14 protein-coding genes are annotated in these 14,594 nt (G+C 62.1%); 9 read left to right on the forward strand and 5 right to left on the reverse strand.

The window, feature by feature from the left end:
• The first annotated feature begins 50 nt into the window (after positions 1–50).
• On the forward strand, positions 51–284 hold the full coding sequence (locus R9B85_RS12830) for a DUF1161 domain-containing protein (RefSeq protein WP_112251700.1): 234 nt from the start codon (positions 51–53) through the stop codon (positions 282–284).
• A 33-nt stretch (positions 285–317) separates the two neighbouring features.
• Here R9B85_RS12830 and R9B85_RS12835 read toward each other — a convergent pair whose 3' ends face one another.
• Positions 318–731, reverse strand: a complete 414-nt coding sequence (locus R9B85_RS12835; protein WP_112251701.1) for a hypothetical protein — start codon at positions 729–731, stop codon at positions 318–320.
• Positions 732–786: 55 nt separating this feature from the next.
• Positions 787–1,200: a hypothetical protein gene (locus tag R9B85_RS12840; protein ID WP_015268455.1), complete on the reverse strand. Its 414-nt coding sequence runs from the start codon at positions 1,198–1,200 to the stop codon at positions 787–789.
• An 85-nt stretch (positions 1,201–1,285) separates the two neighbouring features.
• Between R9B85_RS12840 and R9B85_RS12845 the strand changes: the two genes are divergently transcribed.
• Positions 1,286–2,359 carry an aminopeptidase gene (locus R9B85_RS12845; protein WP_112251702.1) on the forward strand — a complete coding sequence of 358 codons (1,074 nt, stop codon included), beginning with the start codon at positions 1,286–1,288 and terminating at the stop codon, positions 2,357–2,359.
• Positions 2,360–2,482: 123 nt separating this feature from the next.
• Here R9B85_RS12845 and R9B85_RS12850 read toward each other — a convergent pair whose 3' ends face one another.
• Positions 2,483–3,133: an HAD family hydrolase gene (locus R9B85_RS12850; protein WP_112251703.1), complete on the reverse strand. Its 651-nt coding sequence runs from the start codon at positions 3,131–3,133 to the stop codon at positions 2,483–2,485.
• A 122-nt stretch (positions 3,134–3,255) separates the two neighbouring features.
• The gene (locus R9B85_RS12855; protein WP_112251704.1) at positions 3,256–3,804 is read right to left on the reverse strand and encodes a gamma carbonic anhydrase family protein; all 549 of its coding nucleotides are present in this window, start codon (positions 3,802–3,804) and stop codon (positions 3,256–3,258) included.
• Positions 3,805–3,870: 66 nt separating this feature from the next.
• Between R9B85_RS12855 and prlC the strand changes: the two genes are divergently transcribed.
• The 6 genes from prlC to R9B85_RS12885 all read left to right on the forward strand — a co-directional run bounded on the left by prlC (position 3,871) and on the right by R9B85_RS12885 (position 12,303).
• Complete coding sequence (prlC, locus tag R9B85_RS12860) at positions 3,871–5,958, forward strand: oligopeptidase A (protein WP_112251705.1); 2,088 nt, start codon at positions 3,871–3,873, stop codon at positions 5,956–5,958.
• Positions 5,955–6,236, forward strand: coding sequence for a YheV family putative zinc ribbon protein (locus R9B85_RS12865; RefSeq protein WP_133969829.1), 282 nt, complete (start codon positions 5,955–5,957; stop codon positions 6,234–6,236). The genes prlC and R9B85_RS12865 overlap by 4 nt, the downstream gene beginning before the upstream one ends.
• 112 nt (positions 6,237–6,348) lie before the next feature.
• Entirely contained in the window at positions 6,349–8,343 is a 1,995-nt protein-coding gene (locus tag R9B85_RS12870; protein ID WP_252379139.1) for a M3 family metallopeptidase, read from the forward strand.
• 77 nt (positions 8,344–8,420) lie between these two features.
• A complete protein-coding gene (locus R9B85_RS12875) occupies positions 8,421–9,479 on the forward strand; it encodes a PA0069 family radical SAM protein (RefSeq protein WP_112251708.1) in 1,059 nt (352 codons plus the stop codon).
• 380 nt (positions 9,480–9,859) lie between these two features.
• Complete coding sequence (locus R9B85_RS12880; protein ID WP_085621386.1) at positions 9,860–10,579, forward strand: carbonic anhydrase; 720 nt, start codon at positions 9,860–9,862, stop codon at positions 10,577–10,579.
• A gap of 191 nt (positions 10,580–10,770) precedes the next feature.
• Entirely contained in the window at positions 10,771–12,303 is a 1,533-nt protein-coding gene (locus R9B85_RS12885) for a SulP family inorganic anion transporter (RefSeq protein ID WP_112251709.1), read from the forward strand.
• A gap of 135 nt (positions 12,304–12,438) precedes the next feature.
• Here the strand turns inward: R9B85_RS12885 and R9B85_RS12890 are convergent, their stop codons facing one another.
• A complete protein-coding gene (locus R9B85_RS12890; protein ID WP_112251711.1) occupies positions 12,439–13,080 on the reverse strand; it encodes a hypothetical protein in 642 nt (213 codons plus the stop codon).
• Between the two features lie 370 nt (positions 13,081–13,450).
• Between R9B85_RS12890 and coxB the strand changes: the two genes are divergently transcribed.
• Positions 13,451–14,578 (forward strand): cytochrome c oxidase subunit II, encoded by a 1,128-nt coding sequence (gene coxB, locus R9B85_RS12895; protein ID WP_015268462.1) that lies wholly within the window; start codon positions 13,451–13,453, stop codon positions 14,576–14,578.
• Positions 14,579–14,594: the final 16 nt, after the last annotated feature.

The raw sequence follows: 14,594 nt of genomic DNA on the forward strand, positions 1-14,594 counted from the left end.
TTGTAGTCTAAACAGCGTCGGCAGCACGCTGCCCTTTCAGGAGCCGTTTCATGATTCGCGTCGCAATCGCCGTGTTGGCTTCCCTGGTCGCCACGTCTACGCTGGCGGCGGTCAAGCCGTGCGAGGAGCTCAAAGCCGAGATCGAGGCCAAGATCCAGGCCCAGGGTGTTTCGTCCTATACCTTGGAGATCGTGCCGAACAGCGAGGTCAAGGACCAGAACATGGTCGTCGGGACCTGCGATGGTGGGACCAAAAAGATCATTTATCAGAAAAATGATCGGTGAGTCCTTGACCTGGGGCCGCTTTGCGGCCCCAGGTCAAGGAATGCAGAACACCTCGCTAGGCTCGTTCACCACCACCTTGCGGCTGCCGTCATACAGCAGCACCTGCGGCTCCATCACCGGCGCCCGTGCCTCCAGGCGATAGCGTTCACCGGCCTTGAAGTTGTCAAAGCGCACGGTCAGGTAGCAGGTACGGTCCCTGGGCTGGGTCGTGAGGCCGCCCCCCTTGACCTCATAATCGAAGCGCACTACCAGTTCGTGCTTGCCCGGCGTCACCTGGAAGTAACGGCCATCCTCCAGGCGCTGGCCATCAAGGCGGTCGGCCATGATTATTCTGCCTGGGGTCATGGTGTACAGGTCGACCCAGGCCTGCTTGGGGTCGACGGGCGGCAAGGGGCTGGCGCAGGCCCCCAGTGTACTGAGGGCGATCAGCATCATGGGCTGGCGCATGGCAAGACTCCCGCTTGCGACTTATAGACTACAAGCATAGCGCCGTTTGTGCGTTTCAGGTGCGCTGGCAGCCTGCGGGCAAGCCCTGGCCAACCAGTTTCTGCTGGTGGTCGTAGAGTTTGATCCAGGGGCGGAAGCCGATGCTGCCAGCCTGCAGCTGGTAGCGCTGGCCGGCACTGAAATCCTTGAAGGTCAGCTTGACCTGGCAATCCCGCCACAACGGCTCCTCGACCGGGCCGATATTGCTGGGGGTAACCGGAAACTGGTAGCGCACGGTCAGCTCGTGGCTGCCGGGCTGTACTTCGAAATAACGGCTGTCGGCCCAGTCGCGTTCATCTACCTGCACGGCGTGCAGCGAGGTGTTGTCGTAGGGCGTGAGGTCGATCCAGGCCTGGTTCGGGTCCGGGTCTGGCAAGGTCGAACAGGCGGATATCAGCAACAGTGAGCCGGTGACCAACAGTGCACGCATGGCGAAACGCCCCCTTGGCGAGATAGTCTTGGAGTGAATCGGCCTTGAGCGAGTCAGACAGTTGCAGATGCTTCGACTTATTCTTATGCAGCGCTCAGGCCCTGGGCCACTCGACCTTGTTTTCACCCGTTTGGTTCCCCTGCTGGCGGTGCTCCTGCTGAACGGTTGCAGCAGCGCGGCCTACTATGGGCAGTTGGCCGAGGGCCAATGGCAGCTGCTACGCGCACGTCAGCCACTGGAGCAGGTAGTGGCCAACCCGGCCACTTCAGCGCAATTGCGCGCGCGCCTGGAACACGCCAAGCAGGCGCGGGCATTTGCCAGCCGGCAGCTGAAGCTGCCGGACAACCGCAGCTACCGGGTATATGCCGACCTTGGCAGGCCCTACGTGGTATGGAATGTGTTCGCAACCCCCGAGCTGTCGTTGCAGCCAGTGACGCACTGCTTCCCGATCGCGGGATGTGTGGCCTATCGCGGCTATTACCACCAAGGCGCGGCGCGTGGTGCGGCGGCGTTGATGCGCCAGGACGGCATGGATGTTTACGTGGGCGGCGTGGAGGCCTATTCGACCCTGGGCTGGTTCGACGACCCGATCCTGTCGTCGATGGTGGGCTGGAGCGACGAGCGCCTGGCCACGCTGATCTTCCATGAGCTGGCGCACCAGCGCTTTTATGTGCAGGACGACACCGAGTTCAACGAGTCGTTTGCCTCCTTCGTCGAGCAGGAGGGCACGCGGCAATGGCGCGTGGAGCGGGGCCTGAGTGCCTCTGGCGGGGAGCAAGGGCAGCAGCGTGAGCAGTTCATCCGGTTGGTGCTGGCCAGCCGCGAGCGGTTGCAGGCGATTTATGCCGGGCCTCTGGATGATGCGCAGAAGCGGACGGCCAAGCAGGCGGAGTTCGAGCGGCTTAGGCGGGAATACCGGCAAGTGCGTGATGCCCAGTGGGGTGGCGACAAGCGCTATGACGCCTGGATGTATGGGCCGATGAGCAATGCCAAGCTGTTGCCGTTCGGGCTGTATGATCAATGGGTACCGGCGTTTGCGGCGGTATTCCGTGAGGTTGACGGGGATTGGGCTCGGTTTTATCAGCGGGTCGAGCAACTGGGCCGGTTGCCGATTGAAGAGAGGAAAGTGGCGTTGCAGCGGTTGATGGTGAACCTGTGAGAATTTGGGGCCGCTTTGCGGCCCATCGCGACGCAAGGCCGCTCCCACAAAGGTCTTGCATACGTAGATCAATGTGGGAGCGGCCTTGCGTCGCGATGGGCTGCAAAGCAGCCCCAATGGCCCTCAAGCCCTGAGAAATGCCTGATACATCTCGGCCAAGGTAGCAAAGTGGAAGGCCGGTTCTTCCGCCATCAACTCTTCCTGGCTACCAAACCCGTACCCCACCGCCACCGCCTGCAAGCCATTGCTGCGCGCACCGATCAGGTCATGCTTGCGGTCGCCGATCATCAGCGTCTGCGCCGGGTCCAGCCCTTCTTCATCCAGCAGGTGGCGAATCAGCTCCACCTTGTTGGTGCGCGTGCCGTCCAGTTCACTGCCGTAGATCACCTTGAAGTGGTGGTCGAAGGCGAAGTGCCGGGCGATTTCACGGGCGAACTCCCACGGCTTTGAGGTGGCGATGTACAGCGTGCGGCCTTGGCCGGTCAGGGCTTCGAGCAGCTCCGGTACACCTTCGAACACCAGGTTTTCGTACAGGCCGGTGACCTTGAAGCGTTCCCGATAGAAATTCACCGCCTCCCAGGCCTTGGCTTCGTCGAAGCTGTAGAACTGCATGAAAGCCTGCAGCAGGGGTGGGCCGATGAAGTGCTCGAGGCGGGTCAGGTCCGGCTCGTCGATGCCCAGCTTGGCCAAGGCGTACTGGATCGAGCGGGTGATGCCCTGGCGCGGGTCGGTCAGGGTGCCGTCGAGGTCGAATAGGATGTTCTGCTGGTGCATTTGCGGGGGTCCACTTTGAGTGCTGCGTGGTCTTCTTCGCGGGTAAACCCGCTCCCACAGGGGTATCACAGGGCCTGAGGCCGGCGCCGTACCTGTGGGAGCGGGTTTACCCGCGAATGCGATCATTCAGGTTGGTCGTAGCCTTCGGCCAGGTGCTGGTCCTTTAGCTTCACATAGTTGCTGGCGCTATAGGAAAAAAACGCGTGTTCCTGCTCGTTCAGCAGCCGGGCCTGTTTCACCGGGCTGCCCATGTACAGGTAGCCACTGACCAGACGCTTGCCCGGCGGCACCAGGCTGCCGGCGCCGATAATCACTTCGTCCTCGACGATGGCGCCGTCCATGATGGTACTGCCCATGCCGACCAGGATGCGATTGCCCAGGGTGCAGCCATGCAGCATGACCTTGTGACCGATGGTCACTTCGTCGCCGATGATCAGCGGGAAGCCGTCCGGGTTGAACGGGCCGGCATGGGTGATGTGCAGCACGCTGCCGTCCTGCACGCTGGTACGCGCGCCTATGCGGATGCGGTGCATGTCGCCGCGTATCACGGTCAATGGCCAGACCGAGCTGTCTTCACCGATTTCCACGTCGCCCAGCACTACCGCCGATCGGTCGACGAAGGCCCTGGGCCCAACTTTCGGAGTGTGTTGCTGGAAGCTTCGGATGGCCATGATAGCGTCTCTCATCTGTGCCGATAGGCAGGCTGCCTGCTGCGGTCGGCGTCGATTGTAATTAAGATGGGGCAGTGTTTCTTCTGCCAAGGTATCCAAACCGTGAGTGCGAACAACCCGCTTCTGCAGTCCTACGATCTGCCGCCCTTCTCGCAAATCCGTGCCGAACACGTGTTGCCGGCGATCGAAGCGATCCTGGCCGACAACCGTAAAGCCATTGCCGAGATCCTCGAAAAGCAGGGCAAGAACCCTACCTGGGCTGGCCTGGTGCTGGCCATGGACGAATTGAACGACCGCCTGGGCGCCGCCTGGAGCCCGGTCAGCCACCTCAATGCGGTGTGCAACAGCGCGCAGCTGCGCGAAGCCTACGAGTCGTGCCTGCCGGCGCTAAGCGCCTACTCTACCGAACTGGGCCAGAACCGCGCGCTGTTCGAAGCCTACCAGGCGCTGATCGACAGCCCCGAAGCCGCCGGCTTCGACGTGGCGCAAAAGACTATCCTCGAGCACGCCCTGCGTGACTTCCGCCTGTCGGGTATTGACCTGCCGGCGGATAAACAGCAGCGCTACGCCGAAGTGCAGAGCAAGCTCAGCGAGCTGGGCAGCCGTTTCTCCAACCAGCTGCTCGATGCCACCCAGGCCTGGACCAAGCACGTTACCGACGAAGCCGCGCTGGCTGGCCTGACCGATTCGGCCAAGGCCCAGATGGCCGCCGCCGCCCAGGCCAAGGGCCTTGACGGCTGGCTGATCACCCTGGAATTCCCCAGCTACTACGCGGTGATGACCTACGCCAGCGACCGCGCCCTGCGCGAAGAGCTGTACGCCGCCTACTGCACCCGTGCCTCGGACCAGGGCCCGAATGCCGGCCAGTTCGACAACGGCCCGGTGATGCAGGAAATCCTCGGCCTGCGCCAGGAGCTGGCCGAACTGCTGGGCTACAAGAACTACGCCGAGCTGAGCCTTGCCACCAAGATGGCCGAGTCCAGCGACCAGGTGCTGAGCTTCCTGCGTGACCTGGCCAAGCGTTCCAAGCCGTTCGCCGCTCAGGACCTGCTGCAACTCAAGGCCTATGCCGCCGAGCAGGGCTGCCCTGAGCTGGCCAGCTGGGACGCCGGCTACTTCGGCGAGAAGCTGCGCGAGCAGCGTTACAGCGTGTCGCAGGAAGCCCTGCGCGCCTACTTCCCGATCGACAAGGTGCTGGGCGGCTTGTTCAGCATCGTGCAGCGCCTGTACGGTATCGAAATCGCCGAGCTCAAGGGCTTCGACAGCTGGCATCCGGATGTGCGCCTGTTCGAGATCAAGGAAAACGGCCAGCACGTCGGCCGCTTCTTCTTCGACCTCTACGCCCGCGCCAACAAGCGTGGCGGTGCCTGGATGGATGGCGCGCGTGACCGTCGCCGCACAGCTGCTGGCCAGTTGCAGAGCCCGGTGGCCAACCTGGTGTGCAACTTTACCCCGGCCGCGCCCGGCAAGCCGGCGCTGTTGACCCACGATGAAGTCACCACGTTGTTCCACGAGTTCGGCCATGGCCTGCACCACATGCTGACCCGCATCGAGCATGCCGGTGTATCCGGCATCAATGGCGTGGCCTGGGACGCGGTCGAACTGCCGAGCCAGTTCATGGAAAACTGGTGCTGGGAGCCGGAAGGCCTGGCATTGATCTCCGCCCACTACGAAACCGGTGCCCCCCTGCCCCAGGACCTGCTGGACAAGATGCTGGCGGCGAAGAACTTCCAGTCGGGCATGATGATGGTGCGCCAACTGGAGTTCTCGCTGTTCGACTTCGAGCTGCACGCCACCCATGGCGACGGCCGTAGCGTGCTGCAGGTGCTCGAAGGCGTGCGCGACGAGGTGTCGGTCATGCGCCCACCGGCGTACAACCGCTTCCCCAACAGCTTTGCGCACATCTTCGCTGGCGGTTATGCGGCGGGCTACTACAGCTACAAATGGGCCGAAGTGCTGTCGGCTGACGCCTTCTCGCGCTTCGAGGAAGAAGGCGTGTTGAACGCCGATACCGGCCGTGCCTTCCGCGAGGCGATCCTGGCACGCGGTGGTTCGCGCGAGCCGATGGAGCTGTTCGTCGACTTCCGTGGCCGTGAACCTTCCATTGATGCATTGCTGCGCCACAGCGGCCTGAGCGAGGACGCTGCGGCATGAGTGAGGGAGCCGTGAACAAGACCAAGAAGCGCTTCATTGCCGGGGCGGTATGCCCGGCATGCAGCGAGACCGACAAGCTGATGATGTGGAACGAAGACGGCGTACCGCACCGCGAGTGTGTGGCCTGCGGCTTTACCGACACCCTCAACGAGCAGGGCTTGTCGGTGCCGAAGGAGCTCGGCACCCGGGTCAACCATCTGGAGCCGAAAGCCGCGCCGGCCAAGGTACAGACGGTGCAGTTCTTCCCCAACCCGAAGCTGAAGAAACCGGCTGAATAACGCAGTCGTGCCACCCGGGCTTGCATGCCCGGGTGGTAGATATTCAGGCCGCCTGCCGCACGCTGGCCATGCAAACTCGCCTGCTCTTCCCTACGAGCAAGGTGTTGCACCCATGGACAACCCCCTTCTGCAAAACAGCCATACCCCCATCGATTATCCGTCGATCACGCTTCAAAACATGCAGGCTGCTTTCGACTACGTGCTGTTGGCGCACGAGCAAGGTATCGAGCGCATCATCCGCGACCAGCAGGCATTGCCAACCTGGGATGACATGGTGCTGGCGGTGGACGGGCTGGATAGCCAGCTACTGGCAGTGTTGTATGCCGCCTCGCCATTGGTTGGTCGGGATGAAGCCTGGGCTGGTGCCATCTTCGACTTCTTCGCCAAGGCCACGGAGCGGTTCGAACAGAAATTCACCAACTCCGCACTGCACGCCCTGTATGAGCGCTTGGCCAACAGCGATATCGGCAAGCAGCTGGATGCACAGAAACGCGCCACTTTGCGCTGGCATCTGCAAAAGTTTATCTCCAGTGGTGCATCGCTCGACCCAGCCGGCAAGATGCGCCTGGCCGAACTGCTGAAACAGATTGGAGCCGCGCGTGAGGCGTTTCGCAGCAACATCAACCGGCCAGGGCTGAGCATCACGGATGAGTCCGAACTGAGCGGTGTACCTCAGCGCATCCGTGACGAGCTGGCTACAAGGGCACAGGAAGCGGGTGAACCGGGATGGTTGATTGCTTGTGAAAGCGTTACCACCGACGCCGTGCTCAAACATGCCGACAACCGGCAACTGCGTGAGCGCGTGTACCGGGCTTACAACACCAGAGGCGTCGGTCTTGGCCAACAGCAGGATAATCGCTCGCACCTGGAGCAAGTGGCGAAGTTGCTGGAAGAAAAGGCCCACCTGCTCGGCTTTGCCAGCCATCTGGAGCAGAGCCTGCATACGAAGAGCGCGGGTTCGGTCGCCCAGGTGCGCAGCTTTCTGCATGACCTGGCTGGCCATGTGAGTCCGGCCGTGCTGCAGTGGCGTGCAGATATGCAGCGCCAGGCCGCCGCCGAAGGGCTGGGGAGTGTCCAACCTTGGGACATTGCCTACCTGCAGGCCTCGTCGCGCGAGGTGCTTTCCACCGAAGCCTTGCGCGAACACTTCCCGCTGAACGCCGTTGTCAGCGCTTTGAAGCAATTGGCGGATAAGCTGTTTGGCGTGACGCTGCAGGCCAGACCGCTGGCGACCTGGGATGACAGCGTGCAACCGTTCGAGGTGTGGCAGGACAACGCCTTGATCGGTTTCCTGTACCTGGACGCCGTACAGCATGCCGGCAAACAGCCTGACTCGGTGTTCACCACCTACATTCGCAACCGCCGGGTCGATGCCGAGGGAATCTTCCAGGCGGCCTCGGTTGTGGTCTACAGCGACGTGCCAGCAGCGCTTCCGGGTAGCCAGCCGTTGCTGGACCATCTGTCACTGCGCAAGCTGTTCCATGAGTTTGGCCATGCCTTGCACCATTTGCTGGTGCGCACTACCAACCACGTGATGTCCAACGTCACCGAACTCGGTACAGATGGCGTGGAGCTGTTCGGCAAGCTGTTCGAGCGCTGGGTCTGGGACGCGGACTACCTGGTGGCGATTTCTTCGCCCCGCCAGGATGGCAGCAAGCTTTCACGGACCCGGGTCGACGAGTGCCTGCGCCGCTTGCGGCAACAAGGCGTGGAAGAAACCGCGCGCGATCTGAGCATGGCGCTGTTCGACCTGGACCTGCATGGCACGCCGAATGATGGCCGGTCCCTTGAGCAGCGCCTGCACGATGCCCGTGAGCAGTGTGGCTACTGGCCCCTGGCCGATTTCGAGCACCCGGCGCATGCCTTCGACCATCTGGTGAACGGCTACGATGCCGGCTATTACGCCTATCTGTGGTCGGATGTGCACGCCTTCGACCTGTTCACCCGCTTCGAGGCCCAAGGCTTGCTGAACCGGGCCACAGGACGGGCGCTGCAGGAGGCATTGCTTGCCCCGGGGGCATCGCGCCCGTTACGTGACGGCATCGAGGAGTTCCTTGGCCGGAAGGCCAGCCAGTTGCCTTACCTGTGTTGGCATGGCTTGAAGTGAGGATGTGCTGACCGGAGGTGCTGGAAAGCATCAGGCGCACACGATACTGTATATGAATACAGTATTCGAGGTAAGCCATGATTCCTCCAGCACCGCAAAAGGGCCGTGGCACGGCGCACAATCCGCACAACCGCTTTGCTTCCAGCCATTCGGTGGTGGAGGATGACGGCTGGTATCAGGAGGTGCCGCAAACCCAGGGCACCGAGGTGCGGGCAGAGACGGCCAAGTCGATGATCAGCCGCAACACCTCACCCGACCTGCCCTTCGACCGCTCCATCAACCCTTACCGTGGCTGCGAGCACGGATGCATCTACTGCTATGCCCGCCCTTCCCACGCCTACTGGGACCTTTCCCCCGGTCTGGATTTCGAGACCAAGCTGATTGCCAAGACCAACGCCGCCGAGGTGCTTGCGCAACAACTGAGCAAACCGGGTTACGTATGCGCACCGATCAACCTGGGTAGCAATACCGACCCGTATCAGCCGATCGAGCGTGAACAATTGCTGACTCGGCGCCTGCTCGAAGTGCTGCTGCGTTTTCGCCACCCGGTGACCATCGTTACCAAGGGTTCACTGGTGCTTCGCGACCTCGACTTGCTGGCCGAGATGGCGCGCCAGCGCCTGGCACGGGTGATGATCAGCTTGACCACGCTGGACGATGACCTGAAACGGGTGCTGGAGCCGCGTGCGGCGTCACCCAAGGCGCGTTTGCGGGCGATCCGCGTGCTGCGCGAGGCGGGAGTGCCGGTGGGGGTGTTGTGTGCGCCGATGATCCCGATGATCAACGACAGTGAACTGGAACGGCTGCTGGAGGCGGCCAGGGAGGCCGGTGCGCAGAGCGCTGCCTACATGATGTTGCGCCTGCCGCTGGAAGTGGCACCGTTGTTCGAGCAATGGCTTCAGGATCATTACCCGCAGCGGGCGGCGCATGTGTTGAGCCTGATTCGCCAGAGCCGCGGTGGCGAACTGTATGACAGCCGGTTTGGTTCACGGATGCGCGGTGAAGGCGTGTTTGCCGAGTTGCTGGCGCAGCGCTTCGCCAAGGCGATGAAACGGTTGGAGTTTGAAGGGCGAGAAGCGCAGGCGCTGGATTGTTCGGCGTTCTGCCCACCGGGTGGGCAGATGGCGCTGTTCTGATGTTCGAGCCATTGGACGGTCTCTGTGGGAGCGGGTTTACCCGCGAATGCATCGGTGGCTTCAATGACGCATTCGCGGGTAAACCCGCTCCCACAGAGGCCGTGCTCTGCTCAGAATTCTACTAATGACAACCAATAATCAGGCTAATACATATTGGCAGTTGATGTTTTTTTGCTATTATCCAATACCCGCCTTTCCTATCTGGAACACCCGTTCTAGAGCCTTCGAATTAAGTTTCAGTTAAGTTTTCCCCGCTAGCGTAGGCAACCAGTCCACGAAGACTGTGATCTATGGCCCGTGCGTGTCATCTAAATCTCCGCATAGCCAGAATCTTTCACCGGTAAAATGGATTTACCTACACACCGTCAAGAGGATGAATCATGCCCGTCAAGGACCCATCCAAGGTCGTACCGCAGGTCCCCGCGGAGAGCGCCGATGCCGCCCTTAAGCACATCGTCGACGGCTTCCTGCGTTTTCACCATGACGTTTTCCCCGAGCAGCAAGAGCTGTTCAAGAAGCTCGCCACCGCGCAAACCCCGCGCGCCATGTTCATTACCTGCGCCGACTCGCGCATCGTTCCCGAGCTGATCACCCAGAGTTCGCCTGGCGACCTGTTCGTGACTCGTAACGTCGGTAACGTGGTACCGCCTTATGGCCAGATGAACGGCGGCGTTTCCAGCGCCATCGAATACGCCGTGCTGGCGTTGAAAGTGCACCACATCATCGTCTGTGGCCACTCCGACTGCGGCGCCATGCGTGCGGTGCTCAACCCGCAATCGCTGACCAAGATGCCGACCGTGTCCGCCTGGTTGCGCCACGCCGAAGTGGCCCGCACCGTGGTCGAGAACAACTGTTCGTGCGGTAGCGAACACGAAACGATGCAGGTGCTGACCAAGGAAAACGTCATCGCCCAGCTGCATCACCTGCGCACACACCCTTCGGTGGCTTCGCGCCTGGCAGCCGGTGAGCTGTTCATTCATGGTTGGGTCTACGATATCGAGACCAGCAAGATCGAAGCCTACGACGCCGCCAGCGACAGCTTCCTGCCCCTGGCTGCTGGCGAGCCGGTCCCCTGCGCTACTCCGAGAGGCCGCTACTAAGCGACCCGTCCACCCGCTGAAACCTTGATAGCCGGCTGCACCCTGTAGGGGTGTGGCGCGGCCTTCGGCTGCCCTGAATTCCCTGACTGCCTGCCGGCACGCCCGCTGGCGGCCCGCGCCTGCGCGCTCGTCGGGGACAAACGTGCCCACGGCCAGAGGAATGGCTGTGTGACAAAGAAAGGAGAAACACGGTGAACATTACACAGTTGAAAGCGGCCCTGCCGCGTGAGTTGCTGGCGTCGGTGGTGGTCTTCCTGGTGGCCCTGCCGTTGTGCATGGGCATTGCGATCGCCTCGGGCATGCCGCCGGCCAAAGGCCTGGTTACCGGCATAATCGGCGGTATTGTCGTAGGTTTCCTTGCCGGTTCGCCGCTGCAGGTCAGTGGCCCGGCCGCCGGCCTGGCAGTATTGGTGTTCGAGCTGGTACGCCAGCATGGTATAGCCATGCTCGGGCCGATCCTGCTGCTGGCCGGCTTGCTGCAGTTGCTGGCCGGGCGCTTGCGCCTGGGCTGCTGGTTTCGGGTTACCGCTCCGGCGGTGGTGTACGGCATGCTGGCGGGGATTGGCGTGCTGATCGTGCTGTCGCAGCTGCATGTGATGTTCGACACTGCGCCGCAGCCATCCGGCATGCAGAACCTGCTGGAGTTCCCGGCGACCGTGGCCGCGGCCCTGCCGCAGGAAAGCGCTGGCTCCGGTTGGATGGCTGGCACACTGGGCCTGGGCACCATTGCCATCATGTGGGGCTGGGAGCGCCTGCGACCGCAGCGGCTGCGCTTCGTGCCGGGTGCCCTGCTGGGCGTATCGGCCATGACGGCCATAAGCATGTGGCTGGCTTTGCCGGTGAACCGCGTACAGGTGCCGGCCGACCTGTCCGAGGCCATCGACTGGATCCGCCCTGGTGACCTGATGCAACTGGCCGACCCTACCCTGTTGGTCGCCGCTTTTGCCCTGGCCTTCATCGCCAGCGCCGAAACCTTGTTGTCGGCTGCAGCGGTTGACCGCATGCACAGCGGCCAGCGCTCGGACTTCGACCGTGAGCTGTCAGCCCAGGGCATCGGCAACATGCTGTGCGGGGTGCTCGGCGCGTTGCCGATGACCGGGGTAATCGTGCGTAGCTCGGCCAACGTGCAGGCGGGTGCGCAGACTCGGGCTTCGGCGATCTTCCATGGCTTGTGGCTGCTGGCGTTCGTGGTGGCGCTGAGCAGCGTGCTGCAGCAGATCCCGGTGGCGAGCCTGGCCGGTGTGCTGGTATTCACCGGGGTCAAGCTGGTGGATTTCAAGGCGTTTCGTGGGCTTGGCCGCTATGGCCGCATGCCGATGTTCACCTACGCGGCGACGGCGCTGGCGATCATCTTTACCGACCTGCTTACTGGCGTGCTGCTGGGGTTTGCGCTGACCTTGCTGAAGCTGGCGCTGAAGGCGGCGCGGTTGAAGATCAACCTGGTCAGCCTGGAGAAAGCTGGGCACATGGAGCTGCGGTTGAGTGGCGCGGCCACTTTCCTCAAAGTGCCGGCGCTGACCCAGGTACTGGATAGCGTGCCGGCGGGGACCACGCTGCATGTGCCGCTGGGTAACCTGAGCTATATCGACCACTCGTGCCTCGAGCTGCTTGAGGACTGGGGCCGGAGCAATTCGGCGAATGGCTCGCGGTTGCTGATCGAGCAGCGACGGTTGAAGCGGCGGATCGAGGGGCGGATGCGGACTACGGCGGGGGTTGGGGCCTGAAGCTGAAAGCCGCCTGAACCGGCCTCTTCGCGGGCACGCCCGCTCCCACAGGTACTGCGCAGGCTTTGAACCCTGTGCAGTACCTGTGGGAGCGGGTTTACCCGCGAAGAGGCCGGAACAGTTTTTACAAATGGATCAGGCCGGCTGGCCCAGCTCCACGCCCAGCTGCCGTGACAGGCAAGGCCAGCGCTTCCAGGCCTCGCCAGTTTCCGGGCTGCTCAATTTCTCGCGGTAAGCCTCTACCGACTCCACCGCGAAGCTTTCGTCATTCAACATTTCATCCACCGAGTGGTGCACCACTTCATCCAGCTGGTTGGCAAACGCCTCGCCGATCAACTGGTGGGCAATCAGGTTGGCGACGGTGGTGTCGACCGGGATCAATGGCTGCTGGAAGTGACGGATGTACAGGTCGTTCACCTCTTCCACCAGGCGGTGCGCCAGGTAGGCCTCATCCAGCAGGCAGTCCAGGCCCACATGGCCTTGCATCACGCTGGGCGGCTGCAGGAAGTAGGCTTCGGCAATTTTCAGTACAGGTTTGATCTGCGATTCGATCCCGGCCTCGCGGGCGACCTCATGGGCGGCCTCCAGCAGTTCCGGAACCTGGTCGATGTAGGCGCTGACGAAGCGCGCCAAAGTACCCTGGGCGTCCTGCTCAGGCAGTTGGATCGAGGGGTGCAGATGGGGCAGTTGCAGCTCGAGACGCTGTTTCAATTGGCCGGTCCGGCCTTCGTGTTGATGGGCTTGGCTTACCTGCTCGCGTACAGCAGCGATGTTCATGACAACTCCAGGGACATTACGTTTCAAACGGAAGACACTAAATTAGCTCGGTATACAGAATACCTAAGACGTATTTGTTATAAGTCGCGAAAACGTGTGCATGCTCAGGCATATCGAAATGCCATTATTGCGCCATGCCGTGTCAAGCGCGCGGTTTTCAGGCCGTTCAGCCATTTCAATGAAGTTCATTTCACGGCCTTCGTTGCGTGCCGTTGGTCGCTGTCTATACTCCCGGTGAACGTGATTCGTTGATGAGGCCCGACTGCTTTTAGCAGGGGCTCGGTCGTCGAAGCCAGGCAGTCTTGACCACCGTTCCCTCTTGCCGCAGGCCACGCCTCCGGGACTACAAGAACGAGAAGGGGAACCCGCAATGATGCGACATCCACATGTCTGGATGGGCCTCCTGTTGTGGTCGGTTTTTGGTCAGGCCAACGCCGCCTGGACCGTGAACATGCACCCAGGGGCGACGGAAGTCTCCAACGCCGTCTTCGACCTGCACATGACCATCTTCTGGATCTGCGTGATCATCGGCATCGTTGTCTTTGGCGCGATGTTCTGGTCCATGGTCATCCACCGCCGCTCAACCGGCCAGCAGGCTGCGCATTTCCACGAGCACACCTGGGTGGAAATCCTCTGGACCGTGGTCCCCTTCCTGATCCTGGTGGCCATGGCCATTCCGGCCACCAAGACCCTGATCGACATCTACGATGCCAGCGAGTCGGACATCGATATCCAGGTTACCGGCTACCAGTGGAAGTGGCACTACAAATACCTGGGCCAGGATGTGGAGTTCTTCAGCAACCTGGCCACCCCCACAGAGCAGATCCACAACAAGGCACCCAAGGACGAGCACTACCTGCTCGAAGTCGACCAACCGCTGGTGCTGCCGGTGGGCGCCAAGGTGCGCTTCCTGGTGACTGCTGCCGATGTCATCCACTCCTGGTGGGTGCCGGCCTTCGCGGTCAAGCGTGATGCCATCCCCGGCTTCGTCAACGAAGCCTGGACCCGTATCGAGAAACCCGGCATCTACCGCGGCCAGTGCACCGAGCTGTGCGGCAAGGATCACGGCTTCATGCCGGTGGTCGTCGAGGTCAAGTCCAAGGCCGACTACGACACCTGGCTGGGCGAGCGCAAGGCCGAAGCTGCCAAGCTCAAGGAGCTGACCAGCAAGGAATGGACCCTGGAGGAACTGGTGGAACGTGGTGACAAGGTCTACCACACCACCTGCGTGGCCTGTCACCAGGCTGAAGGCCAGGGCCTGCCGCCGATGTTCCCGGCGCTCAAGGGTTCGAAGATCGCCACCGGGCCGAAGGAAGCCCACCTGGGCATCGTCTTCCACGGCAAGCCCGGTACTGCCATGGCCGCGTTCGGCAAGCAGCTCTCGGAAGTCGACATCGCCGCCGTGGTCACCTACGAGCGCAACGCCTGGGGCAACAACAAGGGTGACATGGTCACGCCGAAGGACGTGCTGGCGCTGAAGCAGGCAGAAGCGCAATGAACCGGGTTACTCGCGG

The organism is Pseudomonas sp. NLJ1 (assembly GCF_049486705.1).
In the GTDB taxonomy this organism is placed as follows: Bacteria; Pseudomonadota; Gammaproteobacteria; order Pseudomonadales; family Pseudomonadaceae; genus Aquipseudomonas; species Aquipseudomonas inefficax.

Excerpts from the sequence above, each read along its gene's own strand:
- R9B85_RS12855 (WP_112251704.1), bottom strand. The coding sequence starts at position 3,804 with ATGGCCATCCGAAGCTTCCAGCAACACACTCCGAAAGTTGGGCCCAGG.
- R9B85_RS12845 (WP_112251702.1), top strand. The coding sequence starts at position 1,286 with ATGCAGCGCTCAGGCCCTGGGCCACTCGACCTTGTTTTCACCCGTTTG.
- R9B85_RS12880 (WP_085621386.1), top strand. The coding sequence starts at position 9,860 with ATGCCCGTCAAGGACCCATCCAAGGTCGTACCGCAGGTCCCCGCGGAG.
- R9B85_RS12835 (WP_112251701.1), bottom strand. The coding sequence starts at position 731 with ATGCGCCAGCCCATGATGCTGATCGCCCTCAGTACACTGGGGGCCTGC.
- prlC (WP_112251705.1), top strand. The coding sequence starts at position 3,871 with ATGGGGCAGTGTTTCTTCTGCCAAGGTATCCAAACCGTGAGTGCGAAC.
- coxB (WP_015268462.1), top strand. The coding sequence starts at position 13,451 with ATGATGCGACATCCACATGTCTGGATGGGCCTCCTGTTGTGGTCGGTT.
- R9B85_RS12870 (WP_252379139.1), top strand. The coding sequence starts at position 6,349 with ATGGACAACCCCCTTCTGCAAAACAGCCATACCCCCATCGATTATCCG.
- R9B85_RS12830 (WP_112251700.1), top strand. The coding sequence starts at position 51 with ATGATTCGCGTCGCAATCGCCGTGTTGGCTTCCCTGGTCGCCACGTCT.
- R9B85_RS12840 (WP_015268455.1), bottom strand. The coding sequence starts at position 1,200 with ATGCGTGCACTGTTGGTCACCGGCTCACTGTTGCTGATATCCGCCTGT.
- R9B85_RS12875 (WP_112251708.1), top strand. The coding sequence starts at position 8,421 with ATGATTCCTCCAGCACCGCAAAAGGGCCGTGGCACGGCGCACAATCCG.
- R9B85_RS12850 (WP_112251703.1), bottom strand. The coding sequence starts at position 3,133 with ATGCACCAGCAGAACATCCTATTCGACCTCGACGGCACCCTGACCGAC.
- R9B85_RS12890 (WP_112251711.1), bottom strand. The coding sequence starts at position 13,080 with ATGAACATCGCTGCTGTACGCGAGCAGGTAAGCCAAGCCCATCAACAC.
- R9B85_RS12865 (WP_133969829.1), top strand. The coding sequence starts at position 5,955 with ATGAGTGAGGGAGCCGTGAACAAGACCAAGAAGCGCTTCATTGCCGGG.